Source organism: Pantoea sp. JV6, from assembly GCF_025910055.1.
In the GTDB taxonomy this organism is placed as follows: domain Bacteria; phylum Pseudomonadota; class Gammaproteobacteria; order Enterobacterales; family Enterobacteriaceae; genus Pantoea; species Pantoea agglomerans.
Map to the genome: position 1 here is coordinate 95027 of NZ_JAPCIM010000014.1, position 21082 is coordinate 116108.

At 56.5% G+C, this 21082-nt stretch carries 19 protein-coding genes and 1 riboswitch; of the genes, 9 read left to right on the top strand and 10 right to left on the bottom strand.

The features are described 5' to 3' along the window. Positions 1–51 precede the first annotated feature (51 nt). The 3 genes from dinF to OK412_RS16600 form a co-directional block, all read right to left on the bottom strand. On the bottom strand, positions 52–1374 hold the full coding sequence (gene dinF / locus OK412_RS16590; RefSeq protein WP_187492510.1) for an MATE family efflux transporter DinF: 1323 nt from the start codon (positions 1372–1374) through the stop codon (positions 52–54). Positions 1375–1474: 100 nt separating this feature from the next. Then, positions 1475–2089 (bottom strand): transcriptional repressor LexA, encoded by a 615-nt coding sequence (gene lexA, locus OK412_RS16595; RefSeq protein WP_010252231.1) that lies wholly within the window; start codon positions 2087–2089, stop codon positions 1475–1477. Between the two features lie 105 nt (positions 2090–2194). Then, entirely contained in the window at positions 2195–2563 is a 369-nt protein-coding gene (locus OK412_RS16600; protein WP_010252234.1) for a diacylglycerol kinase, read from the bottom strand. A 128-nt stretch (positions 2564–2691) separates the two neighbouring features. Here OK412_RS16600 and plsB point away from each other — a divergent pair, with 128 nt between their 5' ends. Then, positions 2692–5115 (top strand): glycerol-3-phosphate 1-O-acyltransferase PlsB, encoded by a 2424-nt coding sequence (gene plsB / locus OK412_RS16605; RefSeq protein WP_031591803.1) that lies wholly within the window; start codon positions 2692–2694, stop codon positions 5113–5115. A gap of 63 nt (positions 5116–5178) precedes the next feature. Here the strand turns inward: plsB and ubiA are convergent, their stop codons facing one another. From ubiA to OK412_RS16625, 4 genes are all read right to left on the bottom strand, one after another. Then, a complete protein-coding gene (gene ubiA, locus OK412_RS16610; RefSeq protein WP_022625214.1) occupies positions 5179–6063 on the bottom strand; it encodes a 4-hydroxybenzoate octaprenyltransferase in 885 nt (294 codons plus the stop codon). A gap of 10 nt (positions 6064–6073) precedes the next feature. Continuing rightward, a complete protein-coding gene (gene ubiC / locus OK412_RS16615; protein WP_010252243.1) occupies positions 6074–6586 on the bottom strand; it encodes a chorismate lyase in 513 nt (170 codons plus the stop codon). A gap of 86 nt (positions 6587–6672) precedes the next feature. Further along, a complete protein-coding gene (gene psiE, locus OK412_RS16620) occupies positions 6673–7083 on the bottom strand; it encodes a phosphate-starvation-inducible protein PsiE (protein ID WP_031591808.1) in 411 nt (136 codons plus the stop codon). Positions 7084–7154: 71 nt separating this feature from the next. Further along, positions 7155–7862, bottom strand: coding sequence for a UTRA domain-containing protein (locus tag OK412_RS16625; protein WP_264353371.1), 708 nt, complete (start codon positions 7860–7862; stop codon positions 7155–7157). A gap of 206 nt (positions 7863–8068) precedes the next feature. On the opposite strand from OK412_RS16625, the gene OK412_RS16630 reads away from it, so the two are divergent. From OK412_RS16630 to OK412_RS16655, 6 genes are all read left to right on the top strand, one after another. Then, positions 8069–9130 carry an ABC transporter substrate-binding protein gene (locus tag OK412_RS16630; protein WP_010252250.1) on the top strand — a complete coding sequence of 354 codons (1062 nt, stop codon included), beginning with the start codon at positions 8069–8071 and terminating at the stop codon, positions 9128–9130. A 20-nt stretch (positions 9131–9150) separates the two neighbouring features. Continuing rightward, positions 9151–9963 (top strand): alkaline phosphatase family protein, encoded by an 813-nt coding sequence (locus tag OK412_RS16635; protein ID WP_045140868.1) that lies wholly within the window; start codon positions 9151–9153, stop codon positions 9961–9963. Then, positions 9960–10805, top strand: a complete 846-nt coding sequence (locus OK412_RS16640) for an ABC transporter permease (RefSeq protein WP_010252254.1) — start codon at positions 9960–9962, stop codon at positions 10803–10805. The genes OK412_RS16635 and OK412_RS16640 overlap by 4 nt, the downstream gene beginning before the upstream one ends. Before the next feature lie 11 nt (positions 10806–10816). Continuing rightward, complete coding sequence (locus OK412_RS16645; protein ID WP_010672205.1) at positions 10817–11602, top strand: ABC transporter permease; 786 nt, start codon at positions 10817–10819, stop codon at positions 11600–11602. 2 nt (positions 11603–11604) lie between these two features. Continuing rightward, on the top strand, positions 11605–12597 hold the full coding sequence (locus tag OK412_RS16650; protein ID WP_010252646.1) for an ABC transporter ATP-binding protein: 993 nt from the start codon (positions 11605–11607) through the stop codon (positions 12595–12597). 108 nt (positions 12598–12705) lie between these two features. Beyond that, a complete protein-coding gene (locus OK412_RS16655; RefSeq protein ID WP_010672204.1) occupies positions 12706–14331 on the top strand; it encodes a Na/Pi cotransporter family protein in 1626 nt (541 codons plus the stop codon). Positions 14332–14426: 95 nt separating this feature from the next. On the opposite strand, the gene panS is transcribed toward OK412_RS16655, so the two are convergent. From panS to lysC, 3 genes are all read right to left on the bottom strand, one after another. Next, on the bottom strand, positions 14427–15344 hold the full coding sequence (panS, locus tag OK412_RS16660) for a ketopantoate/pantoate/pantothenate transporter PanS (RefSeq protein ID WP_022625209.1): 918 nt from the start codon (positions 15342–15344) through the stop codon (positions 14427–14429). Positions 15345–15527: 183 nt separating this feature from the next. Further along, a complete protein-coding gene (gene aqpZ / locus OK412_RS16665; protein WP_010672203.1) occupies positions 15528–16220 on the bottom strand; it encodes an aquaporin Z in 693 nt (230 codons plus the stop codon). Positions 16221–16460: 240 nt separating this feature from the next. Continuing rightward, positions 16461–17813, bottom strand: coding sequence for a lysine-sensitive aspartokinase 3 (lysC, locus tag OK412_RS16670; RefSeq protein WP_022625207.1), 1353 nt, complete (start codon positions 17811–17813; stop codon positions 16461–16463). 113 nt (positions 17814–17926) lie between these two features. Beyond that, positions 17927–18119, bottom strand: a riboswitch (Lysine riboswitch). Positions 18120–18510: 391 nt separating this feature from the next. On the opposite strand from lysC, the gene pgi reads away from it, so the two are divergent. Together pgi and yjbE are read left to right on the top strand one after the other, a co-directional pair. After that, a complete protein-coding gene (gene pgi / locus OK412_RS16675) occupies positions 18511–20157 on the top strand; it encodes a glucose-6-phosphate isomerase (RefSeq protein WP_022625205.1) in 1647 nt (548 codons plus the stop codon). A gap of 565 nt (positions 20158–20722) precedes the next feature. After that, positions 20723–20971, top strand: coding sequence for an exopolysaccharide production protein YjbE (yjbE, locus tag OK412_RS16680; RefSeq protein WP_010252668.1), 249 nt, complete (start codon positions 20723–20725; stop codon positions 20969–20971). Positions 20972–21082: the final 111 nt, after the last annotated feature.

Sequence of the window (21082 nt, forward strand, 5' to 3'; positions counted from 1 at the left end):
GTGGAATAATACAGAATAATCCGTATCGGCTTGCGTGCAGCCACGGCTGACTCAGGCATCGAACCAGCTGTTCTGACGCCAGTGCTTACGCCAGATGAGCCACAGCGACAGGCCGCGCAGCGCCAGGAAAACCGTGACCGCCAGCCACAGACCATGGTTACCTAACACCGGTACGCTAAGCAGCGTCAGAAAATAGCCGGCTGCGGCTACTACCATGCTGTTACGCATCTCGCGCCCGCGCGTCGCCCCGATGAACATGCCATCCAGCAGATAACACCAGACGCCGATCAGCGGCATTATTATCTGCCAGACCAGATAGCGGTCCGCTGTCTGCTGAAGTGACTGAAGAGAGGTCAGCAGAGTAACGATCTGCGGGCCAAAAATGGCATAGATCAGCGAGAAGAACAGCGCCACCACTACCGCCTGCCGACAGGCAGAGTGCCAGACGCGCAGGAGTTTGCTGCCATCTTTTGCACCATGCGCCTCACCCGCAAAAGCTTCAACCGCATAGGCAAAGCCATCCAGCGCGTAAGCCGTAAAAGTGATGAACATCAGTAATACTGCGTTAACCGCCACCACATCCGGACCCAGCCGGGCACCCAGTACGGTCAGCGAGGCGAAACAGAGCTGCAGCATCAGAGAGCGCAGCATGATGTCCCGGTTCAGTCGCAGCAGCCGGCCGCTGTCACCGCGCCAGCTCTGCTTCAGCAGGCTAAGCGTAATTCCGCGCAGTTTTAACACCCGCCAGACCATGATGCTGCCGACACCCAGCGTAATGTATTCCGCCAGCGCCGTGGCGGTTGCCGCCCCCGCGACACCCCAGTGCAGCCCCATCACCAGCCAGAGATCGAGCACGATGTTAACCAGGTTGCCCACCACCAGCAGGATCACCGGCGCGCGAGCATACTGCACGCCCAGCAGCCAGCCCAGAATGACCAGGTTTGCCAGCGTGGCAGGCGCACTGAGCCAGCGAATCTGAATAAACAGTGCCGCCTGTTCGAGTACATCTGGATTGCCGCCAACGAGATGGGTCGACAGCTGAATAATCGGATAACGCAAAGCGATGAACAGTACGCCCGCCAGCAGCGCAATGATCAGCGGCTGAGTCAGCGCGCGTGCCAGCGCCATTTTATCGCCCGCGCCAAATGCCTGCGCCGTAAGGCCAGTGGTACTCATTCGAAGGAAAAGCAGCAGCATAAAAAGGAAGCTGGTCACTGTAGTCCCGACCGCAACCCCGCCAAGATAGACAGGGCTGTCGAGATGACCAATTACTGCAGTATCGACCACTCCCAGTAAGGGAACGGTGATATTTGAAAGGATCATCGGCAGCGCAAGCCGCCAGAGATTTTTATCGGTTGCCGTAATAAAGCGCATTCGCCGTTCCGTGCTCAGTGTCGCTGCGCAAAAGAGGCAGCGACAAAATTAGGGCAGACAGAATAGCATCAGAGAAGGCGAATGCACGCTGGCAAAAGAATCAGAGCCACTCGCCGTTGCGCACCACGCCAACTGCCAGACCTTCTATGGTCAGTGACTGCGCACGGGTATCGACAACAATCGGGTCAAAATCGCTGTTTTCCGGCAGCAGATGCACGATAGCACCCTGCTTTTTCCAGCGCTTAACGGTGACTTCATCATCAATGCGGGCAACCACAACCTGGCCGTTACGCACATCCTGGGTTTTATGCACCGCGAGCAGGTCGCCATCCATAATCCCGATATCTTTCATCGACATTCCGCTGACGCGCAGCAGGAAGTCAGCAGACGGCTTAAACAGGCCCGGATCGACCTTGTAGTGGGTTTCGATATGTTCCTGCGCCATGATCGGCTCACCGGCAGCAACCCGGCCAATCAGCGGTAGCCCTTCTGAGGCTTCTTCTTCCATTAACAGTCGAATGCCGCGCGATGCACCGGAAACGATCTCGATGACGCCTTTGCGCGCCAGCGCTTTCAGATGCTCTTCTGCCGCGTTCGGCGAACGGAAGCCCAGCTGCGCGGCGATCTCGGCACGCGTAGGCGGCATGCCCGTTGAAGAAATATGGTCGCGAATCAGGTCATAGACCTGCTGCTGCCTGCTGGTTAATGCTTTCATCCCGCCCCCTGGTTGTTTATACAGTCGCTGTGAGTATATACAGGTATTGGTGAAATGGAAACCGATTGTCAGGGAAAACGCGCCCTCAGACGCGTTATGGAAGGCTTATCGCAAATGTGTCCAGAGCAGCGCGATCCAGACGAAGAGTGCCAGTAAGATGCTGATCAGCACCGCCGCCGAGCCCATGTCTTTTGCACGGCCCGCCAGCGGATGATGCTCCTGACCGATGCGGTCGACCACTGCTTCAATGGCGCTATTGAGGATTTCAACAATGACCACCAGCACCACCGCCCCAATCATGAGGATGCGGGAGACCACATCGACATCCAGCCAGCACGCGATAACAATAGCGGCCAGCGCAGCCAGCGCTTCCTGCCGAAACGCCGCTTCATGTTGCCAGGCGGCACGCAGTCCCTGCCATGAGTAACCTGCAGCTTTTACTATTCTGATAAGTCCGGTGGCATTATTTGCCATGATGTGGGAACCCTTTCATCGGATTGACGTCAATGTCTGGGCTGCGTGCAATTGGCACCACCACAGATCTTCGCTGCGCTTTCTGGTATGCTTGCGGCGCTTTGCTAACAAGAGGCTTCATGTTGTCTATGTCAGGTTGGCGTAAACTCTATTACAAACTGCTTAATTTACCACTGTCGTTTTTGGTAAAAAGTAAGGCCATTCCGGCCGATCCCGTGTCTGAACATGGTCTGGATCCGACCCGACCTATTATGTATGTTTTGCCTTACGATTCGAAGGCCGACTTACTGACTTTACGCGCACAGTGTCTGCGGCATCATCTGCCCGACCCGCTCACTCCGCTGGAGATTGATGGTTCTCTGCTGCCGCGCCACGTCTTTATCCACAATGGCCCTCGCGTCTTCCCCTATTTTGTGCCCAGCGTTGAATCCGTGAAAATTTTTCACGATTACCTGGACCTGCATCGCAATAACCCTAAGCTGGATATTCAGATGCTGCCGGTCACGGTGATGTTTGGCCGCGCACCAGGACGTGAAGTCCAGGGCGAAGCAACGCCACACCTGCGGGTGCTGAACGGGGTGCAGAAGTTCTTTGCGGTGATCTGGCACGGGCGCGACAGTTTTGTCCGCTTCTCGCCGACTGTGTCGCTGCGCCGCATGGCAACTGAACACGGTACGGATCAGTCGATCGCCCAGAAGCTGGCTCGCGTGGCGCGCATTCATTTTGCCCGCCAGCGGCTGGCGGCGATTGGCCCGCGCTTGCCGGCGCGTCAGGATCTGTTTAATCGTCTGCTGCAATCCAAAGCGATTGAAAAAGCCGTAGAAGATGAAGCTCGCAGCAAAAAAATCTCCCATGAGAAAGCGCAGCAGAACGCCGTCGAAATGATGGAGGAGATTGCGGCAAACTTCTCCTATGAAGCCATCCGCGTAACTGACCGCGTGATGGGCTGGCTCTGGAGTCGGCTCTATCAGGGCATCAACGTCAATGGCGGCGAAAAAGTCCGCCAGCTGGCGCAGGATGGCCACGAGATTGTCTATGTGCCGTGCCATCGCAGCCACATGGATTATCTGCTGCTCTCCTATGTGCTCTATCATCAGGGTCTGGTGCCGCCGCACATCGCAGCCGGTATCAATCTCAACTTCTGGCCAGCCGGCCCGATTTTCCGTCGTCTGGGCGCTTTCTTTATTCGTCGTACCTTTAAAGGCAATAAGCTCTACGCCACGGTATTCCGCGAATATCTCGGCGAGCTGTTCACCCGCGGCTATTCGGTTGAGTACTTTGTCGAAGGAGGCCGTTCACGAACCGGTCGCCTGCTGGACCCTAAAACCGGCACCTTAGCCATGACGCTGCAGGCGATGCTGCGCGGCGGAAATCGCCCCATCACGCTGGTGCCGATTTACATCGGCTATGAGCACGTGATGGAAGTGGGCACTTACGCTAAAGAGCTGCGCGGCGCGGCGAAAGAGAAAGAGGGCTTCATGCAGATGGTGCGCGGCTTACGCAAGCTGCGCAATCTCGGTCAGGGTTACGTGAACTTTGGCGAACCCCTGCCGCTGGTCAACTATCTCAATAAGCGGGTGCCGGAATGGCGCGATGCCATCGATCCGATTGAGCCGCAGCGTCCCAGCTGGTTAACCCCAACCGTCAACGATATTGCTGCCAGCCTGATGGTGCGTATCAATGAAGCGGGCGCGGCTAACGCCATGAACCTCTGTGTCACCGCCCTGCTGGCGTCACGTCAGCGCTCACTAACCCGTGAACAGCTGATTGAACAACTGGAGTGCTACACCCAGTTGCTGCGCAACGTACCTTACTCGCCAAATGCGACCGTACCCGATCTTTCAGCGGAAGCGCTGCTGGATCACGCCATGGGTATGAATAAGTTTGAGAGTGAAAAGGACAGCATTGGCGACATCATCATTCTGCCGCGTGAGCAGGCGGTGCTGATGACCTACTATCGCAACAATATTCATCATATGCTGGTGATGCCGTCGCTGATTGCCGCCATTGTTCAGCAGCATCAAACGCTGAGCGAAGCAGAACTGCTGCGTCAGGTGAGTCTGATCTACCCGATGCTGAAGAGTGAGCTGTTCCTGCGCTGGCAGACCGATGAGCTGCCGCAACTGCTGACCGAACTGAGTCAGGAGCTGGCGCGTCAGGGCCTGATTACGCTCGAAGCTGGCGAATTGCGCTTTTCCTCAGCGCGCTATCGCACGCTGCAACTGCTGGCCGCCGGTGTGCGGGAAACACTGCAGCGCTATGCTATTACGTTCTCCATTCTCAGCGCCAAGCCGACGATTAACCGCGGTACGCTGGAAAAAGAGAGCCGGACGCTGGCACAGCGTCTGTCGGTGCTGCACGGTATCAATGCTCCGGAATTCTTCGACAAAGCGGTCTTTACCTCACTGGTTCTGACCCTCCGCGATGAAGGGTATATCAGCGACAGCGGTGATGCCGATGTTGCGCAGACTCTGGCGACCTGGCATATGCTGGCAGACCTGGTCACCAGCGATGTCCGTATGACGATTGAAACCGCTGTGGCGCACGACTGACCCCAGCGCGCATAGTAAAAAGGCGACCTCATGAGGTCGCCTTTTTTGTGCCTGAATCCCCTGTCAGAACAGCTGGCTGAACGGCGGGGTATTCATCAGTACACCGAGGAACAGCACCATCCCAACATAGTTATTATTGAGAAAAGCCTGGAAACAGGGTTGCCGCTCGCGTCCGGCGATCAGCTTCTGTTGATAAACAAACAGCGCGGCGGCCAGTAATAGCGTCCAGTAGAAGGCGCTGTTCAGATGTAGCATGAGGCCAACCAGCGCCATCAGCAGCAGCGTCGCCAGTTGCAGCAGACCAATGATTAGCTTGTCGAAACGGCCAAAGAGAATCGCGGTCGACTTCACGCCAATTTTCAGGTCATCATCCCGATCCACCATCGCATACTGAGTGTCATAGGCGACCGTCCAGCAGATGTTGGCGATGAATACCAGCCAGCAGACCAGAGGTAAGGACTCACTAACTGCGGACCATGCCATGGGAATGGCCCAGCCAAAGGCGGCACCCAGCACTACCTGCGGCAGGTGGGTATAACGCTTCATAAAGGGATAGACCCAGGCCAGCGCCAGCCCCACCACGGAGAGCATAATCGTCATCATGTTCATGGTCAGCACCAGCGCAAAAGCCGCCAGAGCCAGTATCACGAACAGCAGCTTAGCCTCTTTTGCACTCACCGCGCCGCTGGCCAGTGGCCGATGCTTCGTACGTTCGACATGACCGTCTACTTTGCGATCGGCGTAGTCATTGATCACACAACCGGCTGCACGCATCACGATGACCCCGGCAACAAACACCGCCAGCACCGGCAGCGGCGGAATCGCCATGTCAGCCAGCCATAATGCCCAGAGCGTTGGCCACATCAGCAGCAGCGTACCGATCGGCTTATCGATACGCATCAGGCGCGTGTAGGCCCGCCATTTATTTATACTTAAGCTATTTTGCACCACAGGATCCTCAGACCAGATCGCGATAGAGAGGCGATGCCGGTAAAAACAGTTCAGTCAGCAGCAGCGGTTTGCCAGAGAGACGCAGGCGTGAGCGCCGTCCCCACAATCCCTCCACCTGCCCCGGCTCAATAAAATCGCGGGTCAGCGTTGAAGAGGAGAAGAGATAGCGACCCAGCGGCCGGGTGCCCAGCTGCTGCAGCATCGCTTCTGGCCCGTTGAGGGTACTTTCCGGCACCAGCGTACGGCCAGCCAGCCAGGGCTGATCGTCGCCGAACAGCAAAACTTCGCGCAGCCAGAAGCGTTGATCGTCTGGCAACAAGCCCTTTTCATCACCCAATTCGCTGGCGTCGATAAAGCCTTCACGCAGCGGCTGAACCGTGACCCGCTGGCAATGTTGTTCAAAACGGCGCGTCATTGAATCCTCCTCCATCAGCCAGTCGAGCAATGGCGGCGCAAGGGTTGCCTGCGACGGAGAAAGCCAGTTGAGCGCACGTAATAAGCTGAGCGCGTCTTGCGACATAGCACCACTCCCAATAATTTTCAGGACGCTAGTTTAGCGCAGAGACGCGATGCGAACACCTGCCGTCATGACAGACGGCAGGGGGATTACTCGCGTTTCAGGCGGTTGCTGTTTGCCAGCCACAGGGTGACCACCAGAATCAGAATCGCCGCAGAGTAACAGAGCGTATCGAAGGGATTTTTATGGTCGACGATAATCAGGCGGATAATTGCCGTGATACCGATATAGACAAAATAGCGTAGCGGAAAGTGATATCCCGACTGAAAGTACTTAACAATCAACGCAATAAATTCGAAGTAGAGGAAATAAATGACAATTCCCTCAATCAACAGATAGGAGGATGACTGCTCGCTGGTGTTAAACAGCACGTTTGCCAGATGGATAGTTTCTTTGCCTAAAAAGACGATCAGGATGATCGCCAGACTCAGCAGACCCAGATTCAGCACCCATTGCAGTACCGTTGCAAGGTGGCGGGCCAAAGGATTTTTGTCACTCATGTTGCGCCTTAAAAAAGGAGTTGTTAGCGCGCGGTATCATGCGCGAGTGTGACGCAAATCACAATAACTCCTCAGGCCTCCACATCAACACAGAGCGCATCGTAACGCCAGTATTCACAGTCGCAATCAATCACCTCTTTTTGCTGGTTGCGATTGATGCGGGTGATCAACAAACCAGGGCTGCCCGGTGCCACATTCAGCATGGGTGCGGCGACCTCCGGCAGCGGGCCGGGCAGGATGGTAAAGCGCGCGCCGCCGTAACGAATGCCGTAGCGCTGGTCATAGAGATCGGTCAGTGAGCGGGTCAAATCTTCATCAAGCAGACCAGGGAAAAAACGCGGATTGAGGTAGTGTTCCACATAGAGCACCGCGCGCCCGTCGATGCGCCGCAGGCGGCGGATGCAGTACACCGCCGAACCGGAGGCCAGCCGCAGCGCTGTCGCCACGCTGTCGTGCGCCGCGACCTGTTCGGCGGCGATGACCTCGGTGGCCGCCTGCCGTCCCTGCTCCATTGCCATGGCATGAAAGTGGCTGTGATGCAGCGGGTTATAGATCAGCCGCGGCGGTGCGATAAACCAGCCGCGACGCAGTTCCCGGTAGATCATCCCCTGGGCTTCCAGCTTGCCCAGTGCTTCCCGCAGGGTAATCCGGGTCGTGCTGAACGCCTCGCTTAAGGCACGCTCCGCCGGCAGTCGCCCGGCGCTGAACTCTCCTGCCTGAATGCGCGTCAGCAGGATGCTGGCGATCGCATCCGCCGTTTTGAGTGCTATCGACTCCACAACAGTAGCCTCATTTTGGTGCGACTCCGCACTCTTACTGTTCAGGTAAACGCGCCTGCAACAGGCGAACAGGTCACTTCTTTCATCGCCCATCCCCCGCACAGCGCCGCCCTGTCATAAATCGTTCATATACAGGGGCTACATTGGCTCGGTTCTTGCTGGACTAGACCAGCCAGGCCCATCAACTTACACCCGGAGCAACTGAGATGAAAGCGTTTATCGCCTCTGTAGTAGCCAGTGCTGTAGTGCTCACCCTGCCCGTTGCGCAGGCCGCCGATAACGACCTTGCCGCCCTGGAAAAAGCGGCACGCAGTGAAGGCCAGGTCAACAGCGTCGGGATGCCGGATAGCTGGGCTAACTGGAAAGATACCTGGAACGACATCAGCAGCAAATATGGCCTTAAGCACAGCGATACCGATATGTCATCGGCGCAGGAGCTGGCGAAATTCGATGCAGAGAAAGAGAACGCCAGCGCTGACATCGGGGACGTGGGTGCCGCCTTTGGCCCGATCGCTGTCGCTAAAGGTGTGACCCAGCCCTATAAACCCACTCACTGGGATCAGATTCCGGCCTGGGCTAAAGATAAAGATGGCCACTGGGCGCTGGCCTATACCGGCACCATCGCCTTCCTGATCGACAAGCAGCAGGTTAAAGATATCCCCCATAGCTGGGCCGATCTGAAAAAAGGTAAGTATGTGGTTACTATCGGTGACGTCGGCGTGGCAGCTCAGGCGGCCAACGGCGTACTGGCGGCAAACTACGCCTTAGGCGGCGATGAGAAGAACCTGAAACCGGCGCTGGCTTTCTTTGCCGATCTGGCTAAACAGGGTCGTCTTGGCGTTACCGATCCGGTGATTGCCAATATCGAAAAAGGCGAAGTGCAGATGGCGGTGGTGTGGGACTTTAACGCCCTGAACTACCGGGACCAGATCGACAAAAACCGCTACGAAGTGGTTATCCCGTCTGATGGCTCCGTGACCTCCGGCTACACCACCGTCATCAACAAATATGCGAAACACCCTAACGCCGCAAAACTGACGCGCGAATATATCTTCTCAGACCAGGGACAGATCAATCTGGCGAAGGGCTATGCTCGTCCGATTCGTGCCGAGCATCTGACGCTGCCAGCGGACGTTCAGGCTCGCCTGCTGCCGCAATCTGAATATAAAAATGCCCGTCCGGTTAAGGATCAGGCTGCCTGGGATAAATCGTCGAAAATGCTGCCGCGCCTGTGGCAGGAAAACGTCATCATCAACATGCAGCAGTAATTCGCGGCAGGGAGAACGGAATGAAGACCATCCTGGTAGTGCTGGACGGCCTGAGCAATCAGGTCGCACAACATGCAATGGGTTACCTGCATGCCGAATGTTCGCAGGGCAACGGGTTTTATTACCGTATGACCTGTGAATTACCCTCGCTGTCACGCCCGCTTTATGAGTGCATTCTGACCGGTGTTCCGCCGGTCAGAAGCGGCATTATTCATAATGGCGTCAGCCGGTTAAGCCGCGAGCGTAGCATCTTTCACTTTGCGCGAGCGGCGGGACTGACGACTGCGGCGGCGGCCTACCACTGGGTGAGTGAGCTTTATAACCGAACGCCGTTCGTTCCGGCGCGCGATCGTCACACTGACGCGCCGGACCTGCCCATTCAGTATGGCCATTTTTATTCTGACGATAGCTATCCCGACTCGCATCTGTTTGAAGATGCAGAAAGCCTGCGGCTGCGTCACGATCCCGATTTTCTGCTAATCCACCCGATGAACATCGACGATGCCGGTCATAAATCGGGCCTCTCCTCACCACAGTACCGCAACCGGGCACGCATCGCAGACGGCCTGCTGTCGCAGTGGATGCCCTTGTGGCTGGCTGAGGGCTATCAGGTGATGGTGACCGCCGATCACGGCATGAATGACGATCGCTCCCACGGCGGCATTCTGCCGGAAGAGACCACGGTGCCGCTGTTTGTCTTTGGCCGGGCTTTCTCGCTGCAGCCTGACCTGGCACCGCAGCAGACCGATCTGTGCGGCACGCTGTGTGAACTACTTGAGGTGGCGCATGACAAGCCGGTCTGTCGCGGCCTGCTGGCGGAGTCGAAGAGATGAGAGGAAAAGGAGTCGCGCTGCTGCTGCTGTTACCGTTCACCCTGTTCTGGGTCGCCTTTCAGCTGGCACCGCTGTTGTGGATCGCCATTAACAGCTTCTGGAGTGAGATGAACAGCCAGTGGGGCTGGGATAACTATCAGGACATTCTCACCTCGCCCTTCTACCAGCAGGCGTTTCGTTTTTCGCTGGATATCTCACTCTGGTCAAGCGTCTACGGCTTACTGATTGCACTGGTCACCGGCTATTCACTGCATCAGCTCGGCGGCGGGCGACTGCAGCGCTTTCTCATCGCTTTTACCAATATGACCAGCAACTTTGCGGGTGTCCCGCTGGCGTTTGCCTTTGTGATTCTGCTGGGGCTGAACGGCTGCCTGACATTGCTGTTGCGCCATTATGGTCTGGTTGAGAGCTTCAGACTCTTCTCGCGCAACGGCATGGTGCTGGTCTACACCTGGTTCCAGATCCCTCTGGGCGTGCTGCTGCTCTACCCGGCGTTCGACGGGCTGAAGAAAGAGTGGCAGGAGTCCGCTGCGCTGCTGGGTGCCAGCCGCTGGCACTACTGGTGGCACATCGGCCTGCCGATTCTGTTTCCGGCGCTGCTCGGGACCTTTGTGATCCTGCTGGCAAATGCGCTGGGCGCTTACGCCACGATTTATGCCCTGACCACGGGTAATTTCAACGTGGTGCCGGTGCGCATTGCCGCGCTGGTCTCCGGCGATATCTCGCTGGATCCCAACACCGGTAGTGCGCTGGCGATGCTGCTGGTGGCGATTATGGCGCTGATCACCCTGGTGCAGCAATATCTGGTGCGCCGTAGCTATCTCAATGCGAAACAGCCATGAAAGGAGCCGCCATGTCACGTGCTGAGCACCTCTATCACCGGATAATGGTCGGGTTACTCTTTACCCTGCTGGCACTGCCTTTACTGGCCACACTGCTTTATGCACTGTCGTCCGACTGGAGTAACACCATTCTGCCACAGGGCTATAGCCTGAAGTGGTTCATCCAGCTCTGGAGCGACCCGCGATTTCTGACGGCGCTGAGCCATTCGCTGCTGATTTGCCTGGGTGCGCTGCTGTTCTCGCTGGTGCTGGTGCTGCCTGCCATGTTTGTAATCGCTTACTATTTTCCTCGACTGGATGCGGTGATGAACGTCCTGATCCTGATGCCTTTCGCCGTGCCACCGGTGGTGTCGTCAGTGGGATTACTGCAACTCTACTCTTCGTCACCGCTGATGCTGACCGGCACGCCGTGGATCTTAATCGGCTGTTATTTCACTATCGCGTTACCCTTTATCTACCGGGCGCTGGCGAACAATATGCAGGCGATCAACCTCAAAGAGCTGATTGATGCCGCGCAGTTGCTGGGTGCCAGCACCTGGCAGGCGGCGCTGTGGGTCGTGCTGCCCAACCTGCGCAAAGGGATGCTGATTGCCGTGCTGCTCTCTTTCTCCTTCCTGATTGGCGAATTTGTCTTCGCTAACCTGCTGGTCGGCAACCGCTATGAAACCCTGCAGGTTTACCTCTTCAACATGCGTAACGGCAGCGGTCACTTCACCAGCGCGCTGGTGATCTCCTACTTCTTTGTGGTGCTGCTGGTTACCTGGCTGGCCAACGCCCTGAATCCCGAACGAGGCTGAATATGAGTTACCTTGAGGTCAGAGAGCTGAACAAGTCCTATGGACCCACGCCCATTTTTGAGCAGATCGATTTCAGCGCCGCTGAAGGGGAATTTGTCACCCTGCTCGGCCCCAGCGGCTGCGGTAAATCGACGCTGCTGCGTTGTCTGGCGGGATTAACCGGCGTCGACAGCGGTGAAATCAGGCTGGAGGGCAAAGATATCGTGCCGCTGGCCCCGCAGAAGCGCGCCATCGGTATGGTGTTTCAGAGCTATGCGCTGTTTCCCAACATGACGGTAGAGAAGAACGTCGCATTTGGCCTGAAGATGCAGAAACTGCCCGAAGCGCAGATTCGCCAGCGGGTGCTGGAGGTGCTGGAGCTGGTTGAACTCAATGATTATGCACGCCGTTATCCGCACCAGTTGTCAGGCGGGCAGTGTCAGCGCGTGGCACTGGCACGTTCGCTGGTGACGCGTCCGCGTCTGCTGCTGCTGGATGAACCGCTGTCGGCGCTGGATGCGCGTATTCGCCGCCATCTGCGCGATCAAATCCGGCGCATCCAGCGCGAGCTGAATCTCACCACCCTGTTCGTCACCCACGATCAGGAGGAGGCGCTGACGCTATCCGATCGTATCGTGCTGATGAACCGGGGCAAAATCGTGCAGAATGGCGATGCCGAAGCGCTCTATACCCAACCGGTCGATCTCTTCGCCGCCGGATTTATTGGCAACTACAACCTGCTGAGCGCTGAGCAGGCGACGCGACTGACCGGTCAGCCTTTCCACAGCCAGGTGGCCATTCGCCCGGAATCAATGCTGTTCACCGCGCCGGGCCAGGGCATTCCTGCGGAAATCCTCAGCCACAGCCTGCTGGGCAACGTGATCCGCTATCGTATCCGGGCGCATGATGTGGAACTTTCGGTTGATGTGCTTAACCGATCGGCGGCGGATTTGCATCCCGCTGGCAGGAAGATTGGTCTACAATTGGAGATGTCGACTTTGCGCCAGGTGGCTTAAAACACAGGAAAAAATCACGCATAGCACGGCAATCCCCTTCACAGATTGCTCTCTTCCGTCAGGCTGGCAGTCTGTGCTTTAAGCCTGACATTCGAGGAGCGACACCACGTGTTAACCCTGCTTAATTTACTCTCTGCGGTGGCCCTGCTGGTCTGGGGCACGCATATCGTACGAACCGGCATCATGCGGGTCTACGGTGCCGATCTGCGCCGCGTCCTGAGTCGCAGCATAGAAAAAAAACCGATGGCGTTTCTGGCGGGCATTGGCGTGACCACGCTGGTGCAGAGCAGCAACGCCACCACGCTGCTGGTGACCTCTTTTGTGGCGCAGAATCTGGTCAGCCTGACGCCCGCGCTGGTGGTGATTCTTGGCGCGGATGTCGGCACCGCGATTATGGCGCGTATCCTGACATTTGATCTCTCCTGGCTCTCACCGCTGTTTATCTTCTTTGGCGTGGTGTTCTTCCTCAGCCGCAAGCAGACCCGTGCGGGTCAGTTAGGCCGGGCCAGTATCGGCCTGGGCCTGATATTGCTGGCGCTGCAGCTGATTGTCGAAGCGGCTCGCCCGATTACCCAGGCCGCCGGTGTCCAGGTGCTTTTCTCCAGCCTGACCGGCGACGTGATGCTCGATGCGCTGCTGGGGGCGGTATTTGCCATCATCAGTTACTCCAGCCTGGCCGCGGTGCTGATCACCGCGACGCTCACCGCCACCGGCGTGATTTCGTTTAAGGTGGCGCTCTGTCTGGTGATTGGTGCCAATCTCGGTAGCGGCCTGCTGGCGATGATCAACGCCAGCGGCTCGAATGCCGCGGGCAAGCGCGTGGCGCTCGGCAGCCTGCTGTTCAAGCTGATCGGCTGTGTGTTCATCCTGCCGTTTGTCGATATTGTGGCGGAGTGGCTGGATAAGCTGCCGGTCAACGATGAAGAGTTAGTGATTTTCTTCCATGTGTTTTACAACCTGATCCGCTGCGTGGCGATGGTGCCGTTTGCTGACCTGATGGCGCGCCTCTGTCGCCGTATGATCGCCGACGACGTGGATAACGCCCTGCACCTCAAGCCGAAGCACCTCGATCGCAGCGCGCTGGATACGCCGGCGCTGGCGCTGGTGAATGCCGCCCGCGAAGCGTTACGCATGGGCGACGTGCTGGAGCAGATGCTGGAGGCGTTTAATAAAGTGGTGCATGGCGAATCCCGCGAGGAACGCACGGTGCGCAGGCTGGATGATGATGTCGATGTGCTCTATACCGCCATCAAACTCTATCTGGCGCGGATGCCAAAAGAGGACCTCCCCGAAGAGGACTCTCGTCGCTGGGGCGAAATCATTGAAATGTCACTAAATCTGGAGCAGGCCGGGGACATCATCGAGCGGATGAGCGGCGATGTCGCTGACAAGTCGCTGGCAGCAGGCCGCGCGTTCTCTGCCGAGGGATTAAAAGAGCTGCAGGAGCTGCATGAGCTGCTGATCGCTAACCTCAGAATGAGTCTGTCGGTGTTTCTGTCACACGATATCACCAGCGCTAAACGTCTGCGCCGCGCTAAACATCGTTTCCGTCTGATGATCCGCCGCTACTCTCATGCGCATGTTGACCGCCTGCACCAGAAGAACGTGCAGAGTATTGAGACCAGTTCGCTGCATCTCGGTTTACTGGGCGACATGAAGCGCCTGAATTCACTGTTTTGTAGTGTGGCCTACACGGTGCTGGAACAGCCCGACGATGAACGTGACTATGAATAAAACTGAGCGGAGTGAATAACCTGCCGCGCCGGAGCGGCGATCGTCCGGCGCGGCAGCAGTGAGATGCGGCGCAGTGCAATAATGCGCCGCCACTGTTACTTCTTCTTAATCGGCTTTCCTGACCAGTAACCCGCCAGCAGTGAACCTGACAGGTTGTGCCACACCGAGAACAGCGCGCCTGGCAATGCCGCCAGCGGTGAGAAGTAGAGTTTGCCCAGCGTCGCCGCCAGACCGGAGTTTTGCATGCCGACCTCCAGCGCCAGGGTACGGCAGGTTGACTCATCGAAGCCAAACAGCTTACCGCCCCAGTAGCCGCCAAGCAGGCCAATCGCGTTATGCAGGATCACCGCCGCGATCACCATCAGACCCACCGATCCAATAAAGGCCTGACTGCCTGCCACCACCGCACTGATGATCAGCAGAATACAGACCATCGAAAACGCAGGCAGCCAGGGTTCCACCCGGCGAACCACGCTGTTCATGCTGTGATGAATGATCAGTCCCAGGGAGATTGGGATCACGACGATCTTCACGATGCTCAGCAGCATGCCAGCCACATCAACCTGAATGTGGGTATCAACATAAAAGCGGGTTAATAGCGGCGTGGCGAACACACCCACCAGCGCAGAGACTGACGAGATCGTCACCGACAGCGCCACATCCCCCTTCGCCAGATAGATCATGACGTTGCTGGCGGTGCCGCTGGCAACTGAGCCGACCAGAATCATACCGGCAGCCAGATCGGGCGGCATATGAAACAGTTTTGCCAGCCCCCAGGCGGCTAACGGCATCACCAGATAGTGCAGAAAGGTTCCGGCAATCACCGGCGCAGGTCGGGTCAGGACCCGTTTAAAATCGTCGATATTCAGGGTCACACCCATGCCGAACATAATCAGCATCAGCAGATAAGTGACCCAGGGTCCGATGCCGAGAAACGTACCTGGAGTGTAATAAGCGGCGACAGACAACAGCACGGCCCAGAGCGGGAACAGGCGGGTTAACGTGGCGAGCATAGCCAGACTTCCTTATAAGAATGTTATGTTTTATGCAGATTTGCCATAGAGAGTCATCATGCAGGAACGACTGCGGTGACGAAGGCCGGATCATAACATTTCATTATCATGGCGTAAGGCGAAGATGGGTCGAGGCGGGAAAATGCGGATCGACTGCTGCCGATCCGCTGAATATTGACGAAATTACGCTGCTTTTTCCTCTAAACCGCGATAGATCAAACCACCAATCACGGCACCGATAATCGGCATTAACCAGAACATCCACAGCTGAGAGATCGCCCAGTCACCCTGGAACAGGGCTGCCGCGGTACTGCGTGCCGGGTTAACCGAGGTATTCGTTACCGGAATGCTGATCAGGTGAATCAGGGTTAACGCCAGGCCAATCGCAATAGGTGCAAAGCCTTTCGGCGCGCGTTCGCTGGTGGCACCCATGATCACAATCAGGAAGATAGCGGTCATCACCCCTTCGGCGATCATACCTGACTGCAGGCTGAAGCCGCCCGGTGAGTGTTCACCGTAGCCATTTGCCGCAAAGCCGCTGGCCGCTGCACTGAAGTCGCCTTTACCGCTGGCGATCAGATAGAGCACTGCACCAGCGGCAATGCCGCCTGCCAGTTGCGCGATGATGTAAGGGATGGCCTGAGACGCGGGAAAACGTCCGCCTGCCACTAATCCCAGGGTCACCGCCGGGTTAAAGTGCCCGCCTGAGATGTGACCGACCGCATACGCCATGACCAGCACGCTCAGCCCGAAAGCCAGCGCCACGCCCATGAAGCCAATGCCCAGCTCCGGGAACGCAGCTGACAGCACGGCACTACCACAACCGCCGGCCACCAGCACGAAGGTACCCAGCGCCTCTGCGACTAACCTTTTCATGATATTTCCTAAATTTGGGTGAATTGATTCAGCGGCGGGATTATAAATCTGCGGAAAGGGAGCGCAATGCAGGTGCACGAAATGCGCAGAGAAAGGGATTGCCATTTGGCAATAACAGGCTGTAACTTTCTGTATTAATGGGATTTATCGGAAGTCGCGTGCCGGGGAGTAATGAGGGAGATATGAACCTTTTTTGCCGCTTTTCAGGCCGCGCTGACGCGGCCTGAATGCCACAGAAGCCTACTCGAACAGATTGCGATGCAGCGTACGTACCACGCTTTCCGCATCGTTGCCCGGCACCAGGAAGCAGAGATTGTAGCTGCTGGCACCGTAGCAAATCATCCGCAGGTTGAACGGGTCGAGCACACCAAACACCTCTTTGCCGACGCCGCACGCTTTTGACAGCTGGTTACCGATAATCGCCACCAGCGCCAGATCTTCTTCCACTTCAACCCGGCACAGCGACGAGAGTTCAGTCAGTAAAGCCTGGGTCAGCAGGCTGGCACTGGTTGAGGTCGAACCGGTGGTGTCGAGCGTCAGCGCCACGCTCACTTCAGAGGTGGTGATCAGGTCAACCGAGACGTTATGACGCGCCAGAATATTGAAGAGTTCGGCAAGGAAACCAAACGTATGCAGCATGTTAAGGCTGTGCAGCGTTAACAGCGTCTGCTTACGGCGTAGCGCAAGCGCCCGAAACAGCGGCGGGTTGCGGGTTTCATTGCAGACGCGGGTCCCACCGGCTGCCGGATCCTTGCTGGAACCGACGAATACCGGAATACCCCGGCGTACGGCGGGAAGCAGCGTCGCCGGGTGCAGCACTTTCGCACCGAACGTCGCCATTTCAGCGGCTTCTTCAAAAGTAATTTCATCAATACGCTTCGCCGTCGGCACCACGCGCGGATCGGTGGTGTAGATGCCCGGCACATCCGTCCAGATATCCACACGCGCCGCATTCAGCGCTTCGCCCAGCAGCGCGGCGGTGTAATCACTGCCGCCGCGACCCAGGGTGGTGGTGCGCCCTTCGCTTTCACTGCCGATGAACCCCTGAGTAATGACCAATGCCTGCTCAATGCGCGGCTGTAACTGCGCCGTCGCCTGCTCCGCCAGCACCTGTACATCCGGTACTGCCCGGCCAAAATGATCGTCGGTACGCATTACCTTGCGGACATCGAACCACTCCGCATTAACCTGGCGTTCACGCAGAATTTCCACAAACAGCAGTGATGACATCAGCTCACCGTGGCTGACCAGTTCATCGGTCAGGGCATTCGAGGTGGCCAGTGAGGCGGCTTCGGAAAGCATGCTGATATTGTCGATCATCCGATCGATTTCATCGCGGATCACTTCCGGACGCTGCAGGCGATCAACAATGGCGTACTGGATACGGCGGATATCATCAAGCAGCACAGCGCGCTGGGGAGCCTGCTGGCCTTCAGCCAGCGCAACCAGCAGATTAGTAATGCCCGCCGAAGCAGAGAGCACCACCAGACGCGTGCTGGCGTCCTGCAACACCACATCGGCGCTGCGGTTCATCGCTTCAAAATCGGCTACGCTGGTGCCGCCGAATTTTGCCACTATCAGTGTTTGAGACATGTAGGACCTCGTGTCAGGTTATCTTGTTCTCGCCGATGAAAGGGTCGAGAAACATTCTTTCAGCCAGGCACAAGGAAAGAGCAGAAACGGGCGGACAAGATCGGATAGACGAGTCACCCAGAAGCGCCCCACCTTGCGAAACGTCGACTGCAGACGTTTCTGGTGACAACCCAGAGGATTCAGCCCCTGTAGCCGACAGGCAGCACACCGCGTGCTGACCCACCTCGGCGTCGCTCCCCATCATGTGTTTTCACCGGATACGGTTCCTCCAACACACTGCCTGGGCGACGCGCCTCTTCTGGCTTGCGCACAGGTGCGCAAGTAGGCGCATAGATCTAGCCTTTTCTGGACCTGCTGTCAATGTCAGCGATGCCCGGAGCGCCGCATCAGAAAACAAATGACTCTGCGTCGCAGCGGCTACAGTGCTTAATGGGTTCAGCCCATGCAGCAATCCCTGATACGGCACAACGTTTTGCGCAGACTTTCGCGTCACACTTTACCGCGCGTTGCCTCTGCGGTCCGCTGGCTGTTCGCGCCAGTGAATGCTGGCGATAAACAGCGGCGTTCAGATCGCCTGTCCGGCGCGCGCTGACAAAATTTTTCCTTTCAGTTACAACTGTGGTCATACTGAAACGCTAAACGGGCATGATGTGCCTCCGATGGAATGACGGTTCTTAATATCAACAAGAGTGTTGCCATGAAAAATATCAATCCGACACAAACCGCAGCCTGGAAAGCGCTGCAACAGCATTTTGAGCAGATGAAGTCGGTAGAAATTGCCGATCTGTTCGCCCAGGATGCCGATCGTTTTGCCAAATTCTCTGCCACCTTTGATGATCAGATGCTGGTGGATTTCTCCAAAAACCGCATCACCCAGGAAACCCTCGATAAGTTACAGGCGCTGGCCAAAGAGACCGACCTGAGCGGTGCCATTAAGTCTATGTTCTCGGGTGAGAAGATTAACCGCACCGAAGATCGTGCGGTGCTGCACGTCGCGCTGCGTAACCGCAGTAACACGCCGATTCTGGTGGATGGCAAAGATGTGATGCCAGAGGTCAACGCGGTGCTGGATAAGATGAAAGGCTTCTCTGAGCGCATCATCAGCGGCGAATGGAAAGGCTATACCGGTAAAGCGATCACCGACGTGGTGAATATCGGTATCGGCGGCTCTGACCTCGGCCCGTTTATGGTGACTGAAGCGCTGCGCCCGTACAAAAACCATCTGAACATGCATTTTGTCTCTAACGTTGACGGCACCCACATCGCCGAAACGCTGAAAGACCTCAGCCCGGAAACCACCCTGTTCCTGGTGGCATCGAAAACCTTCACCACCCAGGAAACCATGACCAACGCCCACAGCGCGCGCGACTGGTTCCTGAAAACGGCAGGCGACCAGCAGCACGTAGCGAAACACTTTGCTGCGCTGTCGACCAACGCCAAAGCGGTGGGCGAATTTGGTATCGACACCAACAACATGTTTGAATTCTGGGACTGGGTTGGCGGCCGTTATTCTCTGTGGTCAGCGATCGGCCTGTCGATCATTCTCTCGATTGGTTTCGATAACTTCGAGCAGCTGCTGAGCGGCGCACATGCCATGGACCAGCACTTCGCCTCTGCGCCGGCTGAGCAGAACCTGCCGGTACTGCTGGCGCTGATTGGCATCTGGTACAACAATTTCTTTGGTGCTGAAACCGAAGCGATTCTGCCTTACGACCAGTACATGCACCGCTTCGCCGCCTATTTCCAGCAGGGCAATATGGAGTCAAACGGCAAGTATGTGGATCGTGACGGTCATCCGGTGGACTACCAGACTGGCCCAATCATCTGGGGCGAACCTGGCACCAACGGTCAGCACGCGTTTTATCAGCTGATCCACCAGGGTACCAAGCTGGTTCCGTGCGACTTTATTGCGCCGGCCATTACCCATAATGCGCTCGCGGATCACCATCCGAAGCTGCTCTCTAACTTCTTTGCCCAGACTGAAGCGCTGGCGTTTGGTAAGTCACGGGACGTCGTAGAGAAAGAGTTTACCGATGCCGGTAAATCTGCAGAGTCTGTGGCCCATATCGTGCCGTTCAAGGTGTTTGAAGGTAACCGCCCGACTAACTCCATTCTGCTGCGTGAGATTACCCCTTACAGCCTGGGCGCACTGATTGCCCTGTATGAGCACAAAATCTTCACTCAGGGTGCCATCCTGAATATCTTCACTTTCGATCAGTGGGGTGTGGAATTAGGTAAGCAGCTGGCGAACCGTATTCTGCCGGAACTGGAAAATGAGGACGAAGTTACCACTCACGACAGCTCCACTAATGCCTTAATTAACCGCTATAAATCCTGGCGTTAATCGGCGTTAATTTCATCGGGCGGCCACTTTGCCGCCCTTTTTTTGTCTGTTTTTACATCTGAATGGGCTGTTTATATCGTCGGAGAGCATGGGTTGTCAGGGAAAAGTCTTAAAATAACCTAAGATAATTCTGAACATCGATACACTGAACGGGCCAGCATAAAGTATAAAATGGTCCTGAAATCGGGTAATCCCTATTGTTAGCTATTGATTCATAATCATATTCAGTTTCAGCAATCCTGAGTAAATTCTGATTATTCTTATTCCGTACCAGATATTAATAAAAAAGAACATTCCGCTTTGCAATTGATTCGCCAGTAGCGAAATATCTGGCATCAGCCCGAAATATTCCGATATAAAAAGTAGTTATCCCCAATCCAGCTAATTAAATCACGCGCCCACCCCGCTATTCACCCTGGTTTTTCCGGTGCTGAACTCTGGTATTTTGTTGCCCTATACTGAACGCGCCCGCAATGGGACTGTCCGTCGATTTTGCCGCAGTCTGACTGCGTTGCAACCTCAGCGGACAGAGATCCTTCATTCACTCAATGCAGGAAACGCTGTTATGAAAAAAACTATGGTTGCCGGTGCAGCCTTGATCTTCGTTGCCGTCTCTTCCAGCGCATTTGCTGCGCCGGAAGAAGCTGGTACCGCAGCTGGCGCGCAGGCGGGAGCAATCTCTGCTGGCACGTCGACCGCTGTGGGTATCGGTGCACTTGGCGCGCTGGTCGGGCTCGGCATTGCCGCTTCTGGCGGTGGTGACGGTGCAAATACCGGTACAACAACCACGACCACGACGAGCACCACTCGTTGATGGATGCCCGACCCCCGTCTGATTGCTGATCTGCAGCAAACGGGCAGAGGCTGAACCACTGACTTCGGTGAGTGAGGACGCTGAGCCACGTAACCTGTATTTCTGCAGCCG